A 22,106-nucleotide genomic window follows, 5' to 3' on the forward strand; every position below is an offset into this window, starting at 1 on the left:
AACACGAACATCAGTGGTCGAGATAGGCCCGGCTGGAACGCCACTGGCGCCCGCCATAGCGCACGATCACGGCCATGGCCGCAGCCACCGGCAAGGCAATGAGCACGCCCACAAAGCCCAGGATCTGACCACCGGCGAGCACCGCAAAGATCACCCAGACCGGATGCAGGCCGATGGCATCGCCGAGCAGCAGCGGCTGCAGAATCACCTGTTCGAGCACCTGGCCGATGCCGAACACGATGAATACCCAGACCAGCTGGAACGGATCGCCCGTCTGTACCAGCATGGCGATGCTGGACACCAGCAGGCCGCTGATCACGCCCACATAGGGCACGAAACTCACCAGCCCAGCGCCCAGGCCGATGACCAGGGCCAGATCGAGGCCGGCCAGCCACAGGCCGACGATATAGATCGAACCGAGCACGGTCATGACCAGCAACTGGCCGCGAATGAACTGGCCCAGCACCTGGTCGGTTTCCTGTGCGAGTTCGCTGATGGTGCCGACATAGCGACGCGGCAGCTGCGACTTGATCCAGGCGACCATGTGATCCCAGTCGCGCAGCAGATAGAACATGATGACCGGGATCAGCAGCAGATTCATGGCGATCGCCATGAGCGCGGTGCCCGAGGAAAACGCCTTCTTGGCAACAGTAGTGGCAAACCCGCCGGCCGTACCCCAGTTGTCGGCAATCAGCGTCTTGATCGACTCCACGTCGAGCGAATGGCCATTGCGACCGAACGAGCCCAGGTAGGGGGCAGTGGCCCGCTGAATCCAGTCGAGATAACGCGGCAGATTCTGGATCAGCGTATTGAGCTGCTTCTGCAATTGCGGCAGCAACAACAGCATCAACAACGACAGCACGACCGTGACCACCGCGAACACCACCACCACGCCACTGGTACGCGACATGCGCAAACGCTCGAGGCGGTCGACAACGGGATCGCACATATAGGCCAGCCCCGCACCGATGATGAACGGGGTCAGAATCGAGCCCAGCAGCCAGATCGTGAACACCACGAATACGACCAGGCCGATGAAGATATTGCGCTGGCTTTTCAGCATGAACGCTAGCCCCCGAATGTCATGGCATGCACCGATTGCGCGCGAATGCACGCTGCGATGGCGTGCCGGCCGGTGCGGCCCCGGTCAATCCACTGGTGTTGCACGCATACCTCGACATGGAAACGACGTTGAACAACCGCAAGCTCGGTCAAATTGCGTATCCGCCAATCGCTGGCACGCTGGTGCATGCGTGCCTGCCCGGCCACTGCCGGATCGCTGCGATCGACAGGGCTGGCAACAGCCTCGGATACCCGCGTTACAATAACACGCACGACCGGCCCCATCGGGTTCAATCTCTTTCAACCGCGAGCGATTTCACGTGAGCCAACGTCCTTCTCTGAGCTATGCCGATGCCGGCGTGGATATCGATGCCGGCAATCGTCTGGTCGATGAAATCCGCGAACCGGTGGAGGCCACCCGTCGGCCCGAAGTGATCGGCGGCCTGGGCGGTTTCGGCGGCCTGTTCGAGTTGCCGGTGGATCGCTATCGCCGGCCGGTACTGGTATCCGGCACCGACGGTGTAGGCACCAAGCTGCGCCTGGCTATCGATGCGAAGCGCTTCGACGGCATTGGTATCGATCTGGTAGCCATGTGCGTCAACGACGTGCTGGTCACCGGCGCCGAACCGCTGTTCTTCCTCGACTACTACGCCACCGCGCATCTGGACGCCGCAGTTGCCGCGCCCGTGATCAAGAGCATCGCCGAGGGCTGTCGCCAGGCCGGCGCGGCGCTGGTGGGCGGCGAAACCGCGGAAATGCCCGGCATGTATGCCAGCGGCGATTTCGATCTGGCCGGTTTCTGTGTGGGCGTGGTCGAATACGACAAACGTATCGACGGCAGTCGCCTCGCCGAAGACAGCGTCGTGCTCGGCCTGGCTGCCTCGGGTCCGCATTCCAACGGCTACTCGCTGGTGCGCCGTATTCTCGAGGTGGCTGGGGCCACGCTGGAAACACGTCTGGGCGAACAGAGTCTGGCCGATGCGCTACTTGCGCCCACGCGCATTTACGTCAAGGCCATCCAGGCATTGCTGGCGGCAGTGGATGTGCAGGCCATGGCCCATATCACCGGCGGCGGGCTGGCCGAGAACTTCGCCCGCGTGATTCCGGATCATCTGGCGGCGACCATCGAGCGCAGCGCCTGGAAACGCCCGGCCATCTTCGACTGGCTTGCCGAGGCCGGCAACGTCAGCGACAGCGAAATGGCGCGCACCTTCAACTGCGGCATTGGCTATTGCGTGGTGGTACCGGCCGATCAACGCGCCCAGGCGATTGATGTGCTCACCGGCGCCGGCGAACAGGTCTTTGAAATCGGACACATACACGCGCGCGAAAACGCCGACGACGACGCCGTTCGCCTGGTTTGAGTATCGAAACCGAGCAAACGACGCCGGCATTGCCGCGACTGGTGGTGGTCATTTCCGGGCGCGGGCGCAATCTGCAGGCGATCATCCAGGCGATCGATGCGGGCGAGTTGAAGGCGGAAATCGCGCTGGTCCTCAGCAATCGCGCCGATGCGCCGGGCATGCAGATCGCGCGTCTGGCCGGGCTTAACTGTGTCTGTATCGAGGCCAGCGGTTTCAGACACCGTGAGGATTTCGACCGCGCGCTTGCCGCGCGCATCGCCGCAGCCCGGCCGGACTGGGTCGTGCTGGCCGGTTTCATGCGCATATTGAGCCAGACCTTCGTGGAACGCTTCGAAGGCAAACTCGTCAATATTCACCCGTCGCTACTGCCTGCCTACAAGGGTCTGGACACCCACGAGCGCGTGCTGTCCAATGGCGACAACCGCCACGGCGCGAGCGTACATTTCGTCACCCCGGATCTGGATGACGGCCCGCTCATTCGCCAGGGCAGTATCGCGGTCGAGGCCGACGATACGCCGGACACACTCGCCGAGCGGGTGATGGCCGAGGTCGAGCAACGTCTCTACCCCGCCGCGTTGGCCGAACTCGTGGCCGGGCGCGTGTTTTTCAAGGACGGCGTGGTCTGGCGCGACCAGCGCCTGCAGGAGCACTGCCCGCATGACCACTACGACCGGCTGGCGCTTTCATGAGCCGCGACCCACGCGCTGGGTCGCGCTCGGCGTGCTGCTGCTCGCCCTGCTGTTTTCACCGCTTGCCGGAGCCGATGTAATGCAACCGTTCGATGCCCAGTTCAAGGTCAAACGTGGGGCGGTCACCCTCGGCACCACCCGGTTTTCGCTCGCCCACGACGGCAGCGACAATTGCTTTGTATTTCGCGGCGAAGCCAACCCGAACGCCATCGTGCGGGTGTTCGTGGGCGACGTGAACGACGAAAGCCGTTTCTGTATCGAAGACGGCGTGGTTCGCCCGCAGCACTTTTCGCATCATATGCAGGGCAACACCGAAGACAGCTATACGCTCGACTTCGACTGGTCGAACCATGAAGTGACCTATCGCAGCGAAGCCGGCGATACCAAAACCCTGTCCCTGGGCGAACAGGCCTTCGACCCACTATCGATTCAGATTGCGGCACGGCGTTGGGTGGCCAGCACCGCCGATCCGGATAACGCCGGCGAGCGCGATTTCGAGCTCATCGACGAAAAGAAGCACAAGACCTATCGCCTACGGGCCAGCGATAGCGGCCGGATCAAGACCCCGGCCGGGCGCTACGACACGCTCAAGATCGAGCGCGTGGACGACCCCAAGCGCGGCCTGCGCTTCTGGCTGGCCCGCAACGCCGACTGGATTCCGGTACAGGTCGAGCACGAAAAACCCAAGACCGGCGTCTTTCGGATGCAGCTCACCGCGCTTGAGCGCTAGCGCACCACAGGCATATCAGGTGCGCGGCAGGGTCACGCCGCGCTGGCCCTGATACTTGCCGCCACGATCCTTGTAGGACGTTTCACAGACTTCGTCCGATTCCAGAAACAGCATCTGGGCCACACCTTCGTTGGCGTAGATCTTGGCCGGCAGTGTGGTGGTGTTGGAGAATTCCAGGGTCACGTGGCCTTCCCACTCCGGCTCCAGCGGCGTGACGTTCACGATAATGCCGCAGCGGGCATAGGTGGACTTGCCCAGACAGATGGTGAGCACACTGCGCGGAATACGGAAATATTCCACCGTCGAGGCCAGGGCAAACGAGTTGGGCGGAATGATGCAGGTATCGCCCTCGAAATCCTGGAAGCTTTTTTCGTCGAAGGCTTTCGGATCCACCACCGCGGTATTGATATTGGTGAATATCTTGAAATGCGGCGAGCAGCGCACGTCGTAGCCGTAGCTGGATACGCCGTAGGACACGATACGCCCGGTTTCGTTTTCCTTGACCTGGCCGGGCTCGAACGGCTCGATCATGCCGTGTTCGGACGCCATGCGGCGGATCCACTTATCCGATTTGATACTCATCGACTCGACTCTGCGCGGCGGGCAAAGCGCGCAGTTTAGCTGCTTGTCGCACCCCACGCCTATCCGCGGGCTGAGTTCGGCGTCGCGATGGCGTATCGTTGCCCGGTCAATGCTTCCACTGTTTCCAGGAGCCCGCCATGCAGGTCCAGCTCATTCGCGAATTCGGCGCCCCCGATGTCTTCGAAGCCGCCGAAATCGATACCCCCACCCCGGGCCCGGGTCAGCTGCTGGTGCGCCAGATCGCGTCCAGCGTGAATCCGGTCGATACCAAACTGCGCGCGGCCGGCCCGCCGATCGCGCCGGAACTGCCGGGCGTACTCGGCTGCGACGTGGCCGGCGTCGTCGAAGCGGTCGGCGAAGGCGTGACCCACTTCAAAAACGGCGATGCCGTCTATGGCTGCGCCGGCGGTTTGCGCGGGCGCGGGGGCGCCTACGGCGAATATATTGCCGTCGATGCCGCCTTCATGGCGTTCAAGCCGGATGCGCTGAACTGGCGCGAAACCGCGGCCCTGCCGCTGGTGACGATCACCGCCTGGGAGGCGATGGTCGATCGCACTCGTATCGCGCCCGGCGATCACGTGCTCATCCACGGCGGCGCGGGCGGCGTGGGCCATATCGCCATCCAGCTGGCCAAGGCCCAGGGCGCGCGCGTGGCAGCAACGATTTCCTCGGCCGCGAAAGCCGATATCGCCCGCCGCATGGGCGCGGACGAAACCATCAACTACCGCGAGGAAAGCGTCGAAGACTATGTCCAGCGCCTGACCTCGGGCCGCGGTTTCGACGTGGTCTTCGATGCCACCGGCGGTTCGGATATCGCGACGTCTTTTGCAGGAGCGCGGGTCAACGGTCAGGTCGCGACCATCGTGTCGCAATACGAGGCCGACCTGACCCCGATGCATACCAAGAGCCTCACGCTGCATACCATCTTCATGCTCACCAGCATGCTGCACGGCGTGCATCGCCAGCACCACGGCGAGATTCTGACCAAGGCCGCCGCGCTCGCCGCGACCGATCAGCTCAAGCCGCTGCTCGACGAGCGCCGCTTCACGCTCGGCGATGTGGCCGCCGCGCATTCGCATCTGGAAGCCGGCGCGGCCGTCGGCAAGATCGTGATTGATATCGCCGACGAGGCGCGCAACGCGTAAATGCACAATTGGTGATGTATGCGCCTGTGCCTGCGCGAACGCATGCATGTTGTCGGCCACGCAAAGAGGCGCAAATAAGGCCAAAGGCATTAAGGCAGATGGCGACCAGCACGCTTGATCCGCGCCTCGAGCCACGCGTCGCGCTGTTTTCGTAACACGATAAGCGGCAGTCCGGTCCGTCGCCGGGCTGCCGTCACGCAAAGCGCCGCCCGCTCGTTCACGACCCGTCGCCTGGGGTTCGATTACAGCGCATGGATACATCTAGGCCGGGTTGGCCCAGCTGCCGGCGGAGTTCGCCGCGGCTATAGCCCAGATCGCACAGAATATGGTCGTCGCGCTTGAGCAGTGCCTTGACCGCCCGGCGCTTGCGCCACCGTGCCAGGGCACGCCCGATCAGTGCGAACAGCCATAGCGGCGGCATGGCCGGCATATAGAGCCGTTCGATCTGCGGGCTGATCGACCCAGACCGAGATCCAGACCCGCGCCCGGGCTCGTGGCGAGGTTCGACAGGCGATTGACACATACATACCTCCAGATGCGTGACCGATGTCTTGGCAACGGGATCAGCATGGAAGCATCCTGCTTTTCAATACAGCAAAAAGATCTATACTCTGCTTTCAGTTTTATTTAACACAACGTAATGACTGGACTGCCCGGCCAAACCAGCGGCGCCACCGAGCGACTACTCGATACCGAGGTGCTACGCAGTTTCGTGGCTATCGCCGAGCACGGCAGCTTCACGCGCGCGGCCAAGGCGGTATTCCGTACGCCTTCGGCGTTGAGCATGCAGATCAAGGGCCTGGAAACCACGCTCGACAAGCGCCTGTTCGTACGCGAGGCACGCCGCGTGCAACTCACCGAACACGGCGAACTGCTGTTGCGCTACGCGCGCCAGCTGCTGGCGCTGAATGCCGAAGCCGTGGCCTGTTTTCTCGCCCCCGCGCTCGACGGCACGGTGCGGGTAGGCACGCCGGATGATGTGGGCGGACGCATCCTGCCGCGGGTGCTGGCGGCCTTTGCACGCTCCAACCCCGCGGTGCAGGCGGATGTGATCACGGGCACCAGCCGCGTGATCCTCGAACGCCTCGACGCCGAGCAGATCGATTTCGCGCTCGTCACCGTCGGCAGCCGGGAAGTCGATAGCGAGCGCGGCGAGATCGTACACAGCGAACCGCTGGTCTGGGCCGCGCGGCGCGGCGGCAGTGCGAAGCTGCGCGAGCCATTGCCCGTGGCCCTGGCCGAACCCGGCTGTGCCTGGCGTGCCAGCGCGATCGATGCGCTGGACCGGGCCGGCCGGCGTTATCGCGTGGCCTACAGCAGCGATCACAGCGCCGGCCAGCGCGCGGCTGTGCTTGCCGATCTGGCGATCGCGCCGTTCCCGCGCCCGCTGGTGGATTCAGCGGACCTGGAAATCCTGGACGAGTCGCAATTACCGCCGCTGATCGATACCCATACGGCGCTCGTATTCGGCGCGCATTGTTCGGAGGCCGGCAAGGCCCTGGCGCAGCATGTGGTCGAGGCGTTTCGCGCGCTGCGCGCCTAGGTACTTTCCACCTTGATGTTCGGGAACTTGCCGGCGTAGTCCTTCTTCTGCTGCGACAGGCGCGCGGCGGTACGTCGTGCCATGTCGAAATAGGCACTGGCGATATTGCCCTGCGGGTCGGCAACCACGCTGGGATGGCCCGCATCGGCATTTTCGCGAATGGAGATATCCAGCGGCAGTTCGCCCAGCAGGCCCACGTCATATTCATCGGCCAGGGTCTGGCCACCGTGGGCGCCGAAAATCGCTTCCTCGTGGCCGCAGTTCGAGCAGATGTGCGTGCTCATGTTCTCGACAATGCCCAGCACCGGCACATTGACCTTGTTGAACATTTCCACGCCCTTGCGTGCGTCGATAAGCGCCAGATCCTGCGGCGTGGTCACCACCACCGCGCCCGACACCGGCACCTTCTGGGCCAGGGTAAGCTGGATATCGCCGGTGCCCGGCGGCAGGTCGATGATGAGATAGTCGAGATCGTCCCAGGCGGTCTGGAACAGCATTTGTTGCAGCGCTGAGGTCACCATCGGCCCGCGCAGAATGGCGGGCGAATCCTTGTCAATCAGATAGCCGATCGACATGGTCTGCATGCCATGCGCCTGCATGGGCAGCAGCGTCTTGCCATCCTTGGCCTGGGCACGCCCTTCGATACCCATCAGCCGCGGCTGGCTGGGGCCATAGATATCGGCATCCAGCAGGCCGACCGAGGCGCCGTCGGCCTTGAGCGCGAGCGCGAGGTTGGCCGCCACGGTGGACTTGCCCACGCCGCCCTTGGCCGAGGCCACGGCAATGATGTTGCGTACGCCCTCGACACGCTTGAGCGAGGGCTGCACCGCGCGTGCGGCCACCGAAAAACCGACGGTGACGTCGGCCCGCTCGACGCCGTCGACCGCTTCGAGCATGGTGCGCACCTGTTCGGCCAGCGTCTGGCCGTAATCGCCGCAGGGAAAGCCCAGATCGAGTTCGAGCGTGACGCGCTCGCCCTTCACCTCCAGCGAACGCACCGCGCGCGCGCTGATCAGGTCGGTATCCAGATAGGGCTCGTGGAAACGGCCGAGTTCGGTTTCGACGGTCTGTTTTAGGGCATCGCTCATGGCGCTTTCCAGGATGATTCGGTCAATTGAAACGGCGCCAATGATAGCAGCCACCGCCGGCCGACCGAGCACGGCTGTGGCATACTGGCGGGCTTTCGACAGCCGACAAGAAAGCCTGTTATGGCGCGCGATATTCTCGTTACCTCTGCCCTGCCCTATGCCAATGGCTCGATCCATCTGGGCCATCTGGTCGAATACATCCAGACCGATGTGTGGGTGCGCTTCCAGAAGCTGCGCGGCAATCGCTGTATCTATGTCTGCGCGGACGATGCGCACGGCACGCCCATCATGCTCAAGGCGCGCGACATGGGCATCGCGCCCGAGCAGCTCATCGCCGACGTCGGCGCCGAGCACAAGCGCGATTTCGACGATTTCCTGATCGGCTTCGACAACTACCACTCGACCCATTCGGACGAAAACCGCGAACTGGCGGCCGAAATCTATACCCGGCTCGACAAGGCCGGCCACATCGCGCGTCGCACCATCTCGCAGGCCTTCGACGAAGAAAAACAGATGTTCCTGCCGGATCGCTTCATTCGCGGCGAATGCCCGAAATGCGGCGCACCGGATCAGTACGGCGACGCCTGCGAAAAATGCGGTGCGACCTATCAGCCCACCGAGCTGATCAATCCGGTGTCCGTGCTCTCGGGTGCCACACCGGTCGAGCGCGATTCCGAGCACTACTTCTTCCAGCTCGGGGATTTCGAGAAATTCCTGCACGACTGGACGCGTAGCGATCACCTCCAGGAAGCGGTCACCCGCAAGCTCGACGAATGGTTCGAAGCCGGACTCAAGGACTGGGACATCTCCCGCGATGCGCCCTATTTCGGCTTCAAGATTCCGGGCACGGACGACAAGTACTTCTACGTGTGGCTGGATGCGCCGATCGGCTATATGGCCAGCTTCGCGAACCTGTGCAAGCGCCGCGACGATCTCGACTTCGACACCTTCTTCAAGCCGGATTCGAAGGCCGAGCTGTATCACTTCATCGGCAAGGACATCGTCTATTTCCATGCGCTGTTCTGGCCCGCCATGCTCGAAGGCGCGGGCTATCGCACGCCGACGGGTATCCATGCGCACGGCTTTCTCACCGTCAACGGCGAGAAGATGTCCAAGTCGCGGGGCACCTTCATCAAGGCGCGCACCTGGCACGACCATATGCCGGCGGAATTTTTGCGCTACTACTTCGCCGCCAAGCTCTCCGGCAAGGTCGAGGATCTGGATCTGAACCTCGACGACTTCCGCGCGCGCATCAACTCCGACCTAGTCGGCAAGTACGTCAATATCGCCTCGCGCAGTGCCACCTTCATCACCAAGCGCTTCGACGGCCAGCTCGCGGATACGCTGGACGCGCCGGAACTATTCGAGCGCTTTGCCGCCGCGGCCGACGAGATCGCCGAGCACTACGAACAGCGCCGTTTCGCCCAGGCCATCCGCCAGATCATGGCCCTGGCCGATGAGGCCAATGCCTATGTCGCCGAGCGCGCGCCCTGGCAGCTGGCCAAGAAAGACGGCCGCGAAGACGAGCTGCAGCAGATCTGCACTACCGCCCTTGCCCTGTTCGCCCAGCTCACGATCTATCTCAAACCCGTGCTGCCGGAAACCGCCGAGCGCGCCGAAGAATTTCTGAACGTCGATTCGCTGACCTGGGCCGATCTGGCCACGCCGATATCGGGCGAGATTCAGCGCTTCAAACCGCTGCTGCGCCGCGTGGAACAACCGGCCATCGACAAGATGATCGAAGCCAGCCAGGAAGACCTCGCAGCCAAGTCCGCGCCGCAGGCCCAGCCCGAAGCCGAACCGAAAACCGCAGACAACAAACCGCAGAAGAAGGACGAAGCCGCCGTGGACAGCGATACCATCGAGATCGGCGATTTCGCCAAGGTGGACCTGCGCATCGCGCGTATCGAGGCCGCCGACCATGTCGAAGGCGCCGACAAACTGCTGCGCCTGACGCTCGACGTGGGTGCGCTGGGCAAGAAGCAGGTCTTTGCCGGTATCAAGTCGGCCTACGACCCGGCACAGCTCGAAGGCCGGCTGACCGTCATGGTCGCCAACCTCGCCCCGCGCAAGATGCGCTTCGGCGTATCTGAAGGCATGGTGCTCGCCGCCGGCGACTCGCCGCATATCCTCTCGCCCGACGACGGCGCGAAACCCGGCGACAAGGTCAAATAGCGCGGCCGAGCCGGTTCACGCCGCGGCACCTGGCGCCTCTAGTTGACCCGGCTTGGTCTCGGTTCTCCATGCCGGAAGGCGATCCGCAGATTTCGCCGATTACGCAGATTAAGAAAACAGGCCCTGGGAAGCGAAGCAACGTTCGCGCCTGCAGAACGTTTGCTTTTGACCTGCAAACGTGTGCTTTTGATCTGCGTTTTTCTGCGTCGATCTGCGGACACGCCTTCCCGGGAAACGGCTGGAGACTCAAACGACGCAAGCGTCGGAGAACCGCGCCGCTTGAAAAATCAATCTGCGAATAGCTGCCCTGAGGACTTTTTAGTCCAGCCGGCTAGTTCGCGAACGTACGGCGGATATATCGCCGGTGGGCGTGCTCAGAAGCGCCGCCATGCACACCCCTTGAACGGCCGCTATAGACTCGATCGGCTGGCACCTGTCGCGTAACCTGCGGGCCAATCGGCCGAGAACATGTCGAAAACGAAACCATGACGACACCCGTCGACGATATCGATGCTCTGCTACCACAGACCCAGTGTCGGCGCTGCGGCTACGACGGCTGTCGGCCGTACGCCGAGGCGATCGCGGCCGGAGAAACGGATATCAACCGCTGCCCGCCCGGCGGCGATGCCACGGTGGCACGCCTGGCCGAGCTCACCGGCCAGGCGATCAAGCCGATCGACCCGGAATGCGGCGATGCCAGCCTGCCCAAGGTCGCCTTCATTCGCGAGGACGAATGCATCGGCTGTACCCGCTGTATTCAGGTCTGCCCGACCGACGCCATCATCGGCGCGGCCAAGCAGATGCATACCGTCATCGAATTCGACTGCACCGGCTGCGAGCTGTGTGTGCCGGCCTGCCCGGTCGACTGTATCGACATGCCGGAATCCCAAGCCGACAGCGGCCAGCCGGTCTGGCCCCCGGCCCGCGAAATCGACGCCGAACGCGCCGCTCGTTCGCGCCGCCTGTTCGAAGCACGCCAGAAGCGGCTTAACCGGCATACCACGCGTCGTCGCCGCGCCAGCCGCCACGAGGCCACGGTGGATGCACGCGAAGATGCCCAGGCCACATCCGAAGCCAAGAAATCCACCATCGCCGACGCCATCGCCCGCGCCAAGGCCCGCCGCGCCGGGCGCGAGTGACGCCACCCCGGCCGATATCGATCGGTGATGATGTGCTGTGGCTTCGTTCTTCAAGACGAACCACAGATTACGCAGATTAGAAAAGCGCCGCCTATGCGTCAGACGCCAGCGAAACGCCGCGCATCACCCCTCGATCGGCAGGCTTTCCTGTTCCGCTAATGGCATCGAAGTCGGGGCGTAAGCAAGCAGGGTTCCGCAAATGAACGTGAAGACACGCGAATAAGGCGAAGGTCAGATTGCTCGCACGCCTGCTGGGCTGATGTTCGCGCCCCATAACGCGCCGGAGCTCGCTATTCTGCGCCGTGGCTTCGTTGTTCAAGCGGAACCGCAGATTGCGCAAATAACACAGATCAGTAAGCGCACGACGCAGCGCGAGCCGCCAGCGAACGACCGCAAATATTCGTTCTTCGATCTGCGGACCTTTCTTCGCCGCCAACGCCACCCCACCCGGAGCGCCGCTTAAGCCGATCGCCCACCATGGCCAAATCAATAAATCTGCGTAACCGGCGTGATCTGCGGATCACTGCCTTTCAAGAACCATCGTGTCACACCCGAAAGGCACTCCGCAGACGGGCGCCGATGTGGCCGGGCGTTTTAAATCGGGCTGTTCGGCGGTTTCGGGCTTCAAACGCATCCACAGATTTCACAGATGACGCAGATTAGAAGAGCGCCGCCTAGGCGCCAACGAACCGCAATAAATCGCTCCTTTGATCTGCGTGATCTGCGTCGATCTGCGGACCTTTCTTCGCCGCCAACGCCACCCCGCCCGGGGCGCCGCTTAAGCCGATCGCCCACCACGGCCAAATCCTTAAATCTGCGTAATCGGCGTAATCTGCGGATCACTACCTTTCATGAACCATCGTGTCACACCCGAAAGACACGCCGCAGACGGGCGCCGATGTGGCCGGGCGTTTTAAATCGGGCTGTTCGGCGGCTTCATTCTTGAAGAGGAACCACAGATTACGCAGATTAGAAGAGCGCCACCTATGCGCCAAGCGTCAACGAACCGCAATAAATCTCTCCTTCGATCTGCGTGATCTGCGTGATCTGCGGAACGTTCTTTGCCGCCAACCCCGCCCAGCCCAAAGCACCGATTAAACCAATCGTCCACCACGGCCAAATCAATAAATCTGCGTAATCGGCGTAATCTGCGGATAGATGCTTTAAAGAGCTCTTCGAACAGCACGCTAATGGCAATCCGCGGCCAGGCACCGCGGCACCGTCGCCCAGTCTGCGCATCGCTTGAGGCGACGAAGCCGATACAATCCCACCCCGATTGCCCTCTTTTGCCGCGCCACGGCCTGACCCATGAACAAAGCCAAACGCACCGAAATATTTGAGCGTCTGCGCGACGCCAACCCGAATCCGCAAACCGAGCTGCGCTACGATTCGGCCTTCGAACTGCTGATCGCGGTCATCCTGTCCGCCCAGGCGACCGACGTGGGCGTGAACAAGGCCACGGCAAAGCTGTTCCCCGTCGCAAACACGCCGCAGGCGATCCTCGATCTTGGCGAGGATGGGCTCAAGGACTACATCAAGACCATCGGGCTGTATAACAGCAAGGCCACGAACATCATGAAGACCTGCCGCGCGCTGGTCGACGAACATGACGGCGAAGTGCCGGATACACGACAGGCACTGGAGGCACTACCGGGCGTGGGCCGCAAGACCGCCAACGTGGTGCTCAATACGGCGTTCGGCAAACCGGCGATGGCGGTGGATACACATATCTTTCGGGTATCCAACCGGACCGGCATCGCACCCGGCAAGACGGTACGCGCGGTCGAGGATCGACTCATGCGTCTGGTGCCCAAGGAATTTCTGCTGGATGCGCACCACTGGCTGATTCTGCACGGGCGCTATACCTGCAAGGCCCGCAAACCGCTATGCGACGACTGTCGAATCGTCGATCTATGCGAATATCGGCACAAGAATTTGAGCGAGCAAACCACATGACCCCCGACCACAGCCGTCCGGCCGACGCCTTTGCCGCGCGCAATACACCGCGCATCTTCTGCATCGGGCGCAATTACGCGAAGCACATCGAGGAACTGGGCAACACGCTCAGTGGCAAGGAATCGGTGGTGTTCATGAAGCCCGCCAGCGCGCTGGTCGCGCCCGGCGAGGCCATCACCCTGCCCGATGATGAGGGGGCCATTCATTACGAAACCGAGCTGGTCGTGGAAATCGGCAGCGGCGGTCGCGATATCGCCCCCGAGGCCGCACGCGAGCATATCGCCGGCATCGGCCTGGGCCTGGATCTGACCCTGCGTGATGTCCAGACCGATTTGAAGAACACCGGCGAGCCCTGGGAAAAAGCCAAGGCGTTCGATCACAGCGCACCGCTTGGGCCGATGATCGCCCTCGACGACGATATCGACCTCGCCGATCTGCATTTCGAGCTGACCATCGACGGCGAGGTTCGCCAGCACGGCCATACCGCAGCCATGCTCGTGGGCGTGGCCGACCTGATCGCCATGCTCAGCGCCCACTGGCAGCTGCTGGCCGGGGACCTGATCTTCACCGGCACGCCGGAAGGTGTGGGGCCACTGCAACCGGGCATGCACCTGCAACTCCGTGCCGATCAGCTACCCGGCGCCGAATGGACGATCGCGTGAACCCTTCCGAAGTGGCCGGCCACCCGGTCGCCCTGCACCCGGCGCTGGCCGATATCGACCTGGTGGTGTTCGATCTCGATGGCACGCTGATCGACTCGGTGCCCGATCTGGCGGCGGCCATCGATACGACGTTGCAGGAGCGCGGCCTGACGGTCGCCGGCATCGCACGGGTGCGCGACTGGGTGGGCAACGGCAGCCACAAACTCGTCGAACGCGCGCTGGCACATGCATGCACCACCGCTGCGGATGCGCTCGATCGCGCCGATGTCGACGCCGCCCACGCGCGCTTTCTCGAACATTATGCCGCCGCACCCTGCGCCCGAACGCGGCTATATGACGGCGTGCGTCAGTGTCTGAACAGTTTGGCGACGCGCGGCGTCACCTGTGCGCTGGTCACGAACAAGCCGGTCGTCTTCATCGACCCGATTCTCGCCCACTTCGAGCTCACGCGCTTTTTCGCGCTCACGCTGGGCGGCGACAGTCTGGCCCAGAAGAAGCCGCATCCGGCGCCGCTGTTGTACTGTGCCGAGCGTGCCGGTGTCGCGCCCGCGCATGCCTTGATGGTCGGCGATTCGCGTCACGATATCGCGGCCGGCAAGGCGGCCGGTTTTCGCACTCTGGCGGTGACCTACGGCTACAACCACGGTGAACCGATCGCCGCCAGCCAGCCCGATCATCAAGTCGACTCGCTCGCCGAACTCCTATAGCTGGCGCCGCCGTGCGTTTCTAAAAAGATCAGTTGTCATTTCGTCGCCTTTACGGGACGATGCAACGAAATAACGACGTGGGAGGAGACAGCGTCGATGACGAAGAAGAAAAAGATCGGCATCGTCATTGCCGTGGTAGTGGTCGTACTCGCCGGGGCGGTCATCGCCATGAAGGCCGCCCAGCCGGAGGCAGCCGAATCGGCCACGCTCATTTCGGACAAGCATGCCCAGCTGGCCTCGATCGAGCGCTACAACGACGGTCAGAACAGCTTTTCAGAGAGTTTCAATCCGATCATTCGCGATCGCACCCTGCGTGACTCGGGGCGCAAGTCGGTCGGGCTGTTCATCAACAATGTCTATTTTCGGGTCGTCGGCGAGATCGCCTTCGATACCAAACGCCTGTCGGCGGTGCTGATCCCGCGAGAAGCCGGCGCGCCGATCGTGCTCGATGATCCCACCTCCTTCATCTTCCACCCGCTACACGGGCAGGTCACCTTGCCGCCCAAGGCGCTGTCGGCGCTGTTCAACCAGTATCTTGCCGACTATCCGGATTCGCAGCTGCGCAAGATCAAGGCCTCGACCCGGGATGACGGACGGCTTGTCGTCGAAGGCGAAGCGGCGAAAATCCCCAATGTCTGGCTGCCTTTCCACATGTCCGGCAAGGTGGAACTCAAACAGGGTCATCTGTTCGTCTACGAACCGGACGAAATCAAGATCGGGCCAATGCAGGCCAAGGGGCTGCTGGAGGCCATCAATCTGCAGCTGTCCAAGCTACTGCAGATCGAGTCCCAGGGCGCCGGTTTTTCCGGTAACAACGTGGTGCTGGATCTCAACCACGCGCTGCCACCACCCGAGCAGAGCGTGCATGTTCAAAACATGCGCATCGACAGTTCCGGGGTCAATCTCGATATCACCAGCGACCAGGATCCCGAGTTCCCGGACCCGGTGGTCGACAGCGACAGCTACGTCATGCTCCAGGGCGGTGACGTGCGTATTCAGCGCGCGGTGATCACCGACGCGCGCCTGCAATTGATGGCGCGCGACGGCGGCAAGCTCGATACATCGCTTTACAACTATCGCGAGCAGCTGGTCAACGGCGTGCTCGATGCCACACCCTCGGGCGAGATCGCCATCTATCTCGGCGCCTACCAGCCTGCCGACTACCTCCAACCCGCTCTGCCGGAGGACAGCGATGCGTCCTGATAACCGCCTACAGCGCTTGACCCGGCGCGCCCGTCATCCGCTGGGCACGATCCTGCTCGCCCTGCTGCTCGCCGGCCTGTCGAACAATGGCTGGGCACAGGGCCAGATGCGCAAGTCGCTGGGCCCGGAGCCGGGCCGGCTGGCCCCGGCGCTCAACGATGATGACGAGGACGAACAGGCAGACGACAAGGCCAAAGCCGATTCGCAATCGCAAGCCGACTCCGATGCGGCGTCCGAAAACGTTACCGACGAGCACAGTCCGGCCGACGCCAACGACGACGAAATGGTCAATCCGGATGTCGTGGTCGCCCAGCAGAAGCGGTATGCCGAGCTACGCAATATCTGGCGTCGGCGTCTGCTGCCTGCCGCGCTCGATCGCAACGTCGGCGACTTCACTTTGCGCGACTCGGGGGTGCGCGCGGTGGCATTGCAGGCACGCAATGTCGAATTCTATCTCGACGATAATATCGGCTATTACGTCAAGAACCTGCGTGCGCTACTCGAACCCAAAAAAGCGGGCGATCCGGTGAATTTCGACGATCCGGAACAGTTCGATATTCATATCCTGTCCGGCGAGGTGCTCATCCGGCCCAAGGATCTGGATGCCCTGTTCAATAACTATGTGCTCGACTACCAGCCGCGCTCGCTGTCGAGCGTCAAGAACAGCACATCGAAAGACACCTTGAAGGTCGAGGTCGGGGCGCGCCTGTTCGAGTTCATCCCGCCGGTGGGCGGGCTGCCGACGACGCTCGAAGGCCCGATGACGGTGACCAAAGACAATAAACTCGTCTACGCACCGACCAGCGTCAAACAGTTCGGCATGCCGGTAAAACCACTGCTCTCGGGTGTGGGGCTCAAGCTGCAGACACTCACCCCGTTTTCCCGCGAGGGCGTACAGCTCAAGGACAACCGGCTGATCATGGATCCGGAAACCATGTTTCCGCCGCCGCGAGTGAAAATCGACAAGCTCGATAGCGCCACCCTGAGTGATGCCGGCCTGACGCTGACGTTCTCCAGCGACACCGCGGATAGCGGTTTCACCGATCCGCCCGTGGCCACCGACAGCTATATCTGGCTCCAGGCCGGGGATGCACGCTTCTACTCCACCCTGCTGGTCAACGCGAACCTGCAGCTGATGGGCAACTCGGACGCGCCGCTGCGTTTCAATCTCTATCACTATCGCGCCCAGAGTGCCGAAGGCACGATCAGTGCCCAGATGGATGGCGCGTTGATCGTACGGGTGCCCAACGACTTCAAGATCGACGATCAGGATATCCACCAGTACAGCGGCTTGACGCCGCGTGCGGCCGCGGCGAACTAGCGCGTCGCGGCGCGGCGTACACCGTGGCTGACGTGCCGCGGGCGTGTATTGCCAGCTACGGGCCTTACCGGTAATCTGCGCGTTTTTGCCGGCCCGGCAGGTCTGGTGCCCTCAGGACAAGTGCATATGAGTTTGAATGCCGAGTTGAACAAGACGCTGGGCCTGGACGGCCTCGAGTATCGCCACAATCTCGGCAAGGACGCGCTGTTTCGCGAAGCGCTCGCGAACGATCGCGGCCGTATTCGCGCTGATGGGCCGGATGACGAACCCAAGGCCTATGAAACGGCACTCGGTCTCGAAGGCCCGCTGGTCTACTACTCCGACCCGAGTTGCACCGGTCGTCCGGTACAGGACACCTTCGCCGTCGCCTGGCCGGAACTGATCGACAAGATCTGGTGGAAGTCCGACTTCCAGCAATTCGACCCGGACCGGTTCGAGCCGCTGCTCGAACGCGTGGCCGCCCATCTCAACGAGCGTGGCCGACATCTGTACGTCCAGGATGTGTACTGCGGCTGGGATCCGGCCTATGCCGTGCCCTATCGCTTTGTCGGCGAATTCGCCACCCATGCGCTGTTCGCCAAGAACATGTTCGCCGACGGTGTGGATGTACAAAACCCGAACGACAAGCGCTGGACGCTGCTCAATGTGCCCAGCTTCCACTGCGACCCCGAACGCGACGGCACCAAGTCGAACCGCGCGGTCATCATCGATATCCGCAACCGGATCGGCCTCGTGCTCGGCCGGGCCGACTACTGCGGCGTGGTCAAGAAGACCATGTTCACGGTCATGAATTACCTTCTGCCGGAAATGGGCGAAATGCCCATGCACTGCTCGGCGAATGTCGGCGCACGCGGCGACGGCGCGATTCTTTTCGGCCTGTCCGGCACCGGCAAGACCACGCTATCCGCCGACCCGGATCGTCAGCTCATCGGCGACGACGAACACGCCTGGACCGAGGATGGCGTGTCCAATTTCGAGGGCGGCTGCTATGCCAAGCTCATTGACCTCGACAAGGACGCCGAACCGGTCATCGCCGGCGCGCTGTCGACGCCAGGCTGTTTGATCGAGAACGTCCCGCCGCTGCCGGGCAAGGCGCTGGCCGATACCGACCCGCAGGATCTCGATCTCACCGATGGTTCGATTACCGAAAACACGCGGCTGTCCTATCCGCTGTCGGCCAACCCGAACGTCGCCGACGGCGCGCGCGGCCCGCATCCGGAAACCATCGTGCTACTCACCGCCGACGCCTTTGGCGTGCTGCCGCCGGTGTCCCTGCTCGATACCAAGGACGTGATGTATCACTTCGTGTCCGGTTTCACTTCCAAGCTTGCCGGCACCGAAGTCGGTGTGACCGAACCCGTGGCGGCATTTTCGGCCTGTTTCGGCGCCCCGTTCATGGCCCAGAAACCATCCGTTTATGCCGAAATCCTGGCCGAGAAGATGCGTACCCACAAGGCCCGCTGCATTCTGCTGAATACCGGCTGGTCGGGTGGCCCCCACGGCGTGGGCAAGCGTATCTCCATCAAGCATACGCGCGCCCTGCTCAACGCCGCGCTGGCTGGCGATCTGGACCCGGAAAACACCGAGTACGAGAATCACCCCATTTTCAACCTCGCCATGCCCACGCAGTGCCCGGGCGTGCCCAGCGAGATACTCAACCCGCGTAATACCTGGGACGACAAGGCCGCCTACGACCGTCAGGCCGAAATGCTGCGCGGTATGTTTCGCGATAACTACCAGGCCAAGGGCTTCGACCAGCTCGGTATCGAAGCAGTCATGTAGCACCGCCGGCGGGCCAGCACTTGTTGCCGCCCGCCGCCGAATTACCCGCAGCCGCGGCTGCTTGCAGGCCGCGGCCATACGCCGGGGAATAAAGCCACGCAGCGCGCAACGCGCACGTCAACGACTGCGCCATCAGCCGATGTGAACAAGTGTTGACTTGGTATGCATACGCCTCTAATGTGTACAACTGTTCACATGGAGTTTCGAGCGTATCCAATGAAACGATTCATTGCTTTCGGCTTGATCGCCACCCTGCTGACGGCCTTCACTCAGCTCGGCGCCGCCGCCGAACGCGAGCGCCGTGCCTGTGTTTTCGACCCCGTCGGCGCCGACGGCTTCGTATACGAACTGTTCAGGGACTACGCGATGCAGGCCCACGATTGGGGCTATGCCCTCGATGCGCGTGCCTACACCGACGAAGCAGTCGCTGCGAACGACTTCAAGGCCGGCAAATGCGACATGGTCGTACTGTCGGGCGTACGAACCCGCGCGCTCGTGCCGTTTGCGGGCAGTCTCGACATGGCCGGCGGGCTGGAAGATTATGCTGCGCTGCGGCGTGCGATCACGGCCATGGCCCAACCCAAGGCCGCGTCGCTGATGCGCGCCAACGGCAACGAAGTCGTCGGCGTGGTGCCGCTGGGCAAGGTCTTCCTGTTCGCCCGGGACCGCCAGGATCTCCAAGGCCTGGACCGGCTGGCCGGCAAGCGTATCGCCGTTCTGGCCTATGATCGCGCCTCGCGCGCGGTGGTAGAAACGGTCGGTGCCTCGCCGGTGCCGGCGAGCATCGCCAAACTCGGGCCGCTATTCAACAATGGCAGCGCCGATCTGACCTATGCGCCCGCAATCGCTTACGAGCCGCTCGAACTCGAACGCGGCGTCACGCCCAACGGCGGCATCGCCGATTTCGTGCTCGGTACGCTTTCGGGCCAGATCGTCGTGCACGCGGATCGCTTCGATGCCGAGTTTGGGCAACGCTCACGGCGCTGGGTGGCCGATACCCTGTTCGACAACATGCAGGTACGGCTTGAAAAAGCCGAGGCCGATATACCGGCGTCGCTGTGGGTACCCATAAACGCCGAGCGCAGCGAGCGCTATCGGGCCATGTTCCGCGACGTACGAGAACAGCTCTGGAACGAGCAGTGGTACAGCCACCGCATGCAACGCCTGCTCAAGAAGATCCGCTGCGCCGAGGCGCCGGGGCGAGCCGAGTGCAGCCTCGATTCGGAAGGCGGCCCGGTCTACTAACGGGTTGGCGGCATGAAGAAAAGTATCGCACTCGATCCGGGGCGTATCCGCTATTGGCGCGAGCGCCGCGGCTATACCCAGCAGGCACTGGGCGATGCCGTGCTCGATTCGGGCAAGCCCGCATCCAGACTGCGTGGTATCCAGGCCTGGGAGCGCAGCGGCAAGGTATGGGACCGCCTGGTCGACGATCTGGCGCGCGCGCTGGAGGTCGACATTACCGATCTCGAGCGATCCGATGCCGATATTGCCGGGCTGTGGCTATGCTGGCGTTGTCGCAGCCTGCCACCGCAGGGCGCACAGTTGCAGCCGAGCCTGCACGCTGCGTTCGATCATATTCGCGCACAAATCGAACGCGGCGGCGAACTGCATGACGGCCTGCAGGCTACGCTCGTCGACGCCGACACGCTCTTTCGTATCGAACTGCGTACCCACGAGCCGGACCGCGCACCGCGCATCGAGCCGCTATTCATACGTCCGGTACGCTGGAGTACGCGCCAGGGCCTGCTCTGGCGGCGCCCGACCACGCTCGAGCGTCGCGCCCTGCAACGCCTGTTCGATCAGACAATCAATGCGCAGCCAGGCGTGGAACCGCGCGCGGTGAACGCACTGCAGGATTACTGACCGGCAAACCGCCGGTTTGCGGGGCGTTTTCGTCGGACGGCAAGACTGCGCGTGCGCCGCGCACTGTCATACGCCAAGGCCGAAAACAGCCCATAAAAAAGCCGCCGGCATCACTGCCGGCGGCTGAATGACGTCGATCACCCGGTAGCCGGGCGCACGCATTGCCGTTAGTCGGCGTTCGCGCCTGCCTTGTCGCCACTCTGGCCACCGGCATCGCTGCCGTCTTCGTTGCTGTCGCTGCCGGCGTTGGCATTTTTATCGCCAGCGCCGACCTTGAGCAGTTCGACATCGAAGATCAGCGTCTCGTTGGGCCCGATCTGAGCGCCCGCACCGCGTTCGCCGTAGGCGAGATCGGCCGGGATGTAGAGCTCGTACTTCGCACCCTGCTTCATCAGCTGGAGCGCTTCGGTCCAGCCCGGAATGACTGCATCGACCGGGAAGGTCACCGGTTCGCCACGCTCACGCGAGCTGTCGAACACGGTGCCGTCGATGAGCTTGCCGGTGTAGTGCACGGTAACGCTGTCGTCCGCGCTCGGGCTCGGGCCATCGCCTTCTTCGATAACCTTGTACTGCAGACCGCTGTCGGTGGTCTTCACCCCGTCCTTGGTCTTGTTCTCGGCCAGGAATTTCTGACCCTTCTCGAGGTTGTTCTCGGCCTGCTCGCTGGCTTTCTTCTGCTGTGCGGCTTCCATCTCCTTGACGAAGCTCTGCATGACTGCGTCGAGTTCGTCCTGGCTCAACTTCGTCTTGCCGCCGCTGACCACGTCGCTGACGCCTTCGGACAGGGCATCCACCTGGATATCCACCGGCAGCTCCTTGAGCGAATTGCCGATATCCATACCCAGCGCATAACTGCGACGCTGCTTTTCGTTCTCGAAATCGCCGGCCTTGTCGGTGCTGGCGCTACTATCGCTGCCGTTGGAAGCGCCTGCATCGGCCGATGCGTTATCGGCGTCCGACTGGTTACCACATGCCGTGAGCGCGAACAGACACGCCAACAAAGCCATATATCGTTTCATTGAGATCTTCCATGTCCATTTCTTGGAAACCGCAAGCCTACGCGAAAGGCCTGACGAGAAAAAGCCGCTTTTA

The 22,106-nt window shown here is 62.8% G+C and carries 21 protein-coding genes; 16 read left to right on the forward strand and 5 right to left on the reverse strand.

What is annotated here, in order from left to right:
• Positions 1-10: 10 nt before the first annotated feature.
• Entirely contained in the window at positions 11-1,063 is a 1,053-nt protein-coding gene (locus S4A8_RS03480) for an AI-2E family transporter (protein ID WP_353176854.1), read from the reverse strand.
• Between the two features lie 26 nt (positions 1,064-1,089).
• Here S4A8_RS03480 and S4A8_RS03485 point away from each other — a divergent pair, with 26 nt between their 5' ends.
• The 4 genes from S4A8_RS03485 to S4A8_RS03500 are packed head-to-tail and all read left to right on the forward strand — an operon-like array spanning position 1,090 to position 3,845.
• Positions 1,090-1,386 (forward strand): hypothetical protein, encoded by a 297-nt coding sequence (locus S4A8_RS03485; RefSeq protein ID WP_353176852.1) that lies wholly within the window; start codon positions 1,090-1,092, stop codon positions 1,384-1,386.
• Entirely contained in the window at positions 1,383-2,426 is a 1,044-nt protein-coding gene (gene purM / locus S4A8_RS03490) for a phosphoribosylformylglycinamidine cyclo-ligase (protein ID WP_353176851.1), read from the forward strand. The genes S4A8_RS03485 and purM overlap by 4 nt, the downstream gene beginning before the upstream one ends.
• Complete coding sequence (gene purN / locus S4A8_RS03495; RefSeq protein WP_353219043.1) at positions 2,423-3,115, forward strand: phosphoribosylglycinamide formyltransferase; 693 nt, start codon at positions 2,423-2,425, stop codon at positions 3,113-3,115. Before purM ends, purN begins: the two co-directional genes overlap by 4 nt.
• Positions 3,084-3,845 carry a DUF3108 domain-containing protein gene (locus S4A8_RS03500; RefSeq protein ID WP_353219044.1) on the forward strand — a complete coding sequence of 254 codons (762 nt, stop codon included), beginning with the start codon at positions 3,084-3,086 and terminating at the stop codon, positions 3,843-3,845. The genes purN and S4A8_RS03500 overlap by 32 nt, the downstream gene beginning before the upstream one ends.
• A 15-nt stretch (positions 3,846-3,860) precedes the next feature.
• Here S4A8_RS03500 and dcd read toward each other — a convergent pair whose 3' ends face one another.
• Positions 3,861-4,427, reverse strand: coding sequence for a dCTP deaminase (dcd, locus tag S4A8_RS03505; protein WP_353219045.1), 567 nt, complete (start codon positions 4,425-4,427; stop codon positions 3,861-3,863).
• Between the two features lie 137 nt (positions 4,428-4,564).
• On the opposite strand from dcd, the gene S4A8_RS03510 reads away from it, so the two are divergent.
• Positions 4,565-5,572, forward strand: coding sequence for a zinc-dependent alcohol dehydrogenase family protein (locus S4A8_RS03510; protein ID WP_353219046.1), 1,008 nt, complete (start codon positions 4,565-4,567; stop codon positions 5,570-5,572).
• A 217-nt stretch (positions 5,573-5,789) separates the two neighbouring features.
• Here the strand turns inward: S4A8_RS03510 and S4A8_RS03515 are convergent, their stop codons facing one another.
• Positions 5,790-6,095 (reverse strand): DUF1127 domain-containing protein, encoded by a 306-nt coding sequence (locus tag S4A8_RS03515; protein WP_353219047.1) that lies wholly within the window; start codon positions 6,093-6,095, stop codon positions 5,790-5,792.
• A gap of 117 nt (positions 6,096-6,212) precedes the next feature.
• On the opposite strand from S4A8_RS03515, the gene S4A8_RS03520 reads away from it, so the two are divergent.
• Entirely contained in the window at positions 6,213-7,115 is a 903-nt protein-coding gene (locus tag S4A8_RS03520; RefSeq protein WP_353219048.1) for a LysR substrate-binding domain-containing protein, read from the forward strand.
• On the opposite strand, the gene apbC is transcribed toward S4A8_RS03520, so the two are convergent.
• A complete protein-coding gene (gene apbC / locus S4A8_RS03525; protein WP_353219049.1) occupies positions 7,112-8,203 on the reverse strand; it encodes an iron-sulfur cluster carrier protein ApbC in 1,092 nt (363 codons plus the stop codon). The two genes, S4A8_RS03520 and apbC, sit on opposite strands and share 4 nt — an antisense overlap.
• Positions 8,204-8,323: 120 nt before the next feature.
• Here apbC and metG point away from each other — a divergent pair, with 120 nt between their 5' ends.
• The 10 genes from metG (at position 8,324) to S4A8_RS03575 (ending at position 21,014) form a co-directional block, all read left to right on the forward strand.
• Complete coding sequence (metG, locus tag S4A8_RS03530) at positions 8,324-10,378, forward strand: methionine--tRNA ligase (RefSeq protein ID WP_353219050.1); 2,055 nt, start codon at positions 8,324-8,326, stop codon at positions 10,376-10,378.
• 485 nt (positions 10,379-10,863) lie between these two features.
• Entirely contained in the window at positions 10,864-11,517 is a 654-nt protein-coding gene (locus tag S4A8_RS03535) for an RnfABCDGE type electron transport complex subunit B (protein ID WP_353219051.1), read from the forward strand.
• A 1,308-nt stretch (positions 11,518-12,825) separates the two neighbouring features.
• Positions 12,826-13,473 carry an endonuclease III gene (gene nth, locus S4A8_RS03540; protein WP_353219052.1) on the forward strand — a complete coding sequence of 216 codons (648 nt, stop codon included), beginning with the start codon at positions 12,826-12,828 and terminating at the stop codon, positions 13,471-13,473.
• Entirely contained in the window at positions 13,470-14,135 is a 666-nt protein-coding gene (locus S4A8_RS03545; RefSeq protein ID WP_353219053.1) for a fumarylacetoacetate hydrolase family protein, read from the forward strand. The genes nth and S4A8_RS03545 overlap by 4 nt, the downstream gene beginning before the upstream one ends.
• Positions 14,120-14,842: a phosphoglycolate phosphatase gene (locus S4A8_RS03550; protein WP_502950699.1), complete on the forward strand. Its 723-nt coding sequence runs from the start codon at positions 14,120-14,122 to the stop codon at positions 14,840-14,842. The genes S4A8_RS03545 and S4A8_RS03550 overlap by 16 nt, the downstream gene beginning before the upstream one ends.
• A 96-nt stretch (positions 14,843-14,938) precedes the next feature.
• The gene (locus S4A8_RS03555) at positions 14,939-16,045 is read left to right on the forward strand and encodes a hypothetical protein (RefSeq protein ID WP_353219055.1); all 1,107 of its coding nucleotides are present in this window, start codon (positions 14,939-14,941) and stop codon (positions 16,043-16,045) included.
• Positions 16,035-17,366 carry a hypothetical protein gene (locus S4A8_RS03560; RefSeq protein WP_353219056.1) on the forward strand — a complete coding sequence of 444 codons (1,332 nt, stop codon included), beginning with the start codon at positions 16,035-16,037 and terminating at the stop codon, positions 17,364-17,366. The genes S4A8_RS03555 and S4A8_RS03560 overlap by 11 nt, the downstream gene beginning before the upstream one ends.
• A 126-nt stretch (positions 17,367-17,492) precedes the next feature.
• Entirely contained in the window at positions 17,493-19,148 is a 1,656-nt protein-coding gene (locus S4A8_RS03565; RefSeq protein ID WP_353219057.1) for a phosphoenolpyruvate carboxykinase (ATP), read from the forward strand.
• A gap of 216 nt (positions 19,149-19,364) precedes the next feature.
• Complete coding sequence (locus S4A8_RS03570; protein ID WP_353219058.1) at positions 19,365-20,393, forward strand: putative solute-binding protein; 1,029 nt, start codon at positions 19,365-19,367, stop codon at positions 20,391-20,393.
• 12 nt (positions 20,394-20,405) lie between these two features.
• Positions 20,406-21,014, forward strand: coding sequence for a helix-turn-helix transcriptional regulator (locus tag S4A8_RS03575; protein ID WP_353219059.1), 609 nt, complete (start codon positions 20,406-20,408; stop codon positions 21,012-21,014).
• A gap of 167 nt (positions 21,015-21,181) precedes the next feature.
• Here S4A8_RS03575 and bamJ read toward each other — a convergent pair whose 3' ends face one another.
• Complete coding sequence (bamJ, locus tag S4A8_RS03580; protein ID WP_353219060.1) at positions 21,182-22,033, reverse strand: BamJ family beta-barrel-assembly machinery protein; 852 nt, start codon at positions 22,031-22,033, stop codon at positions 21,182-21,184.
• Between the last annotated feature and the right edge of the window lie 73 nt (positions 22,034-22,106).

The sequence above is a fragment of the Salinisphaera sp. S4-8 genome, assembly GCF_040361235.1.
In the GTDB taxonomy this organism is placed as follows: domain Bacteria; phylum Pseudomonadota; class Gammaproteobacteria; order Nevskiales; family Salinisphaeraceae; genus Salinisphaera.

What these genes read in the sequence shown, in the direction of transcription:
- S4A8_RS03485 (WP_353176852.1), top strand. Translation starts at nt 1,090, where the DNA reads ATGCACCGATTGCGCGCGAATGCACGCTGCGATGGCGTGCCGGCCGGT.
- S4A8_RS03480 (WP_353176854.1), bottom strand. Translation starts at nt 1,063, where the DNA reads ATGCTGAAAAGCCAGCGCAATATCTTCATCGGCCTGGTCGTATTCGTG.
- S4A8_RS03560 (WP_353219056.1), top strand. Translation starts at nt 16,035, where the DNA reads ATGCGTCCTGATAACCGCCTACAGCGCTTGACCCGGCGCGCCCGTCAT.
- S4A8_RS03555 (WP_353219055.1), top strand. Translation starts at nt 14,939, where the DNA reads ATGACGAAGAAGAAAAAGATCGGCATCGTCATTGCCGTGGTAGTGGTC.
- S4A8_RS03500 (WP_353219044.1), top strand. Translation starts at nt 3,084, where the DNA reads ATGACCACTACGACCGGCTGGCGCTTTCATGAGCCGCGACCCACGCGC.
- metG (WP_353219050.1), top strand. Translation starts at nt 8,324, where the DNA reads ATGGCGCGCGATATTCTCGTTACCTCTGCCCTGCCCTATGCCAATGGC.
- S4A8_RS03575 (WP_353219059.1), top strand. Translation starts at nt 20,406, where the DNA reads ATGAAGAAAAGTATCGCACTCGATCCGGGGCGTATCCGCTATTGGCGC.
- bamJ (WP_353219060.1), bottom strand. Translation starts at nt 22,033, where the DNA reads ATGAAACGATATATGGCTTTGTTGGCGTGTCTGTTCGCGCTCACGGCA.
- S4A8_RS03550 (WP_502950699.1), top strand. Translation starts at nt 14,120, where the DNA reads ATGGACGATCGCGTGAACCCTTCCGAAGTGGCCGGCCACCCGGTCGCC.
- S4A8_RS03535 (WP_353219051.1), top strand. Translation starts at nt 10,864, where the DNA reads ATGACGACACCCGTCGACGATATCGATGCTCTGCTACCACAGACCCAG.
- S4A8_RS03565 (WP_353219057.1), top strand. Translation starts at nt 17,493, where the DNA reads ATGAGTTTGAATGCCGAGTTGAACAAGACGCTGGGCCTGGACGGCCTC.
- apbC (WP_353219049.1), bottom strand. Translation starts at nt 8,203, where the DNA reads ATGAGCGATGCCCTAAAACAGACCGTCGAAACCGAACTCGGCCGTTTC.
- S4A8_RS03570 (WP_353219058.1), top strand. Translation starts at nt 19,365, where the DNA reads ATGAAACGATTCATTGCTTTCGGCTTGATCGCCACCCTGCTGACGGCC.
- S4A8_RS03545 (WP_353219053.1), top strand. Translation starts at nt 13,470, where the DNA reads ATGACCCCCGACCACAGCCGTCCGGCCGACGCCTTTGCCGCGCGCAAT.
- S4A8_RS03520 (WP_353219048.1), top strand. Translation starts at nt 6,213, where the DNA reads ATGACTGGACTGCCCGGCCAAACCAGCGGCGCCACCGAGCGACTACTC.
- nth (WP_353219052.1), top strand. Translation starts at nt 12,826, where the DNA reads ATGAACAAAGCCAAACGCACCGAAATATTTGAGCGTCTGCGCGACGCC.
- S4A8_RS03510 (WP_353219046.1), top strand. Translation starts at nt 4,565, where the DNA reads ATGCAGGTCCAGCTCATTCGCGAATTCGGCGCCCCCGATGTCTTCGAA.
- dcd (WP_353219045.1), bottom strand. Translation starts at nt 4,427, where the DNA reads ATGAGTATCAAATCGGATAAGTGGATCCGCCGCATGGCGTCCGAACAC.
- S4A8_RS03515 (WP_353219047.1), bottom strand. Translation starts at nt 6,095, where the DNA reads ATGTGTCAATCGCCTGTCGAACCTCGCCACGAGCCCGGGCGCGGGTCT.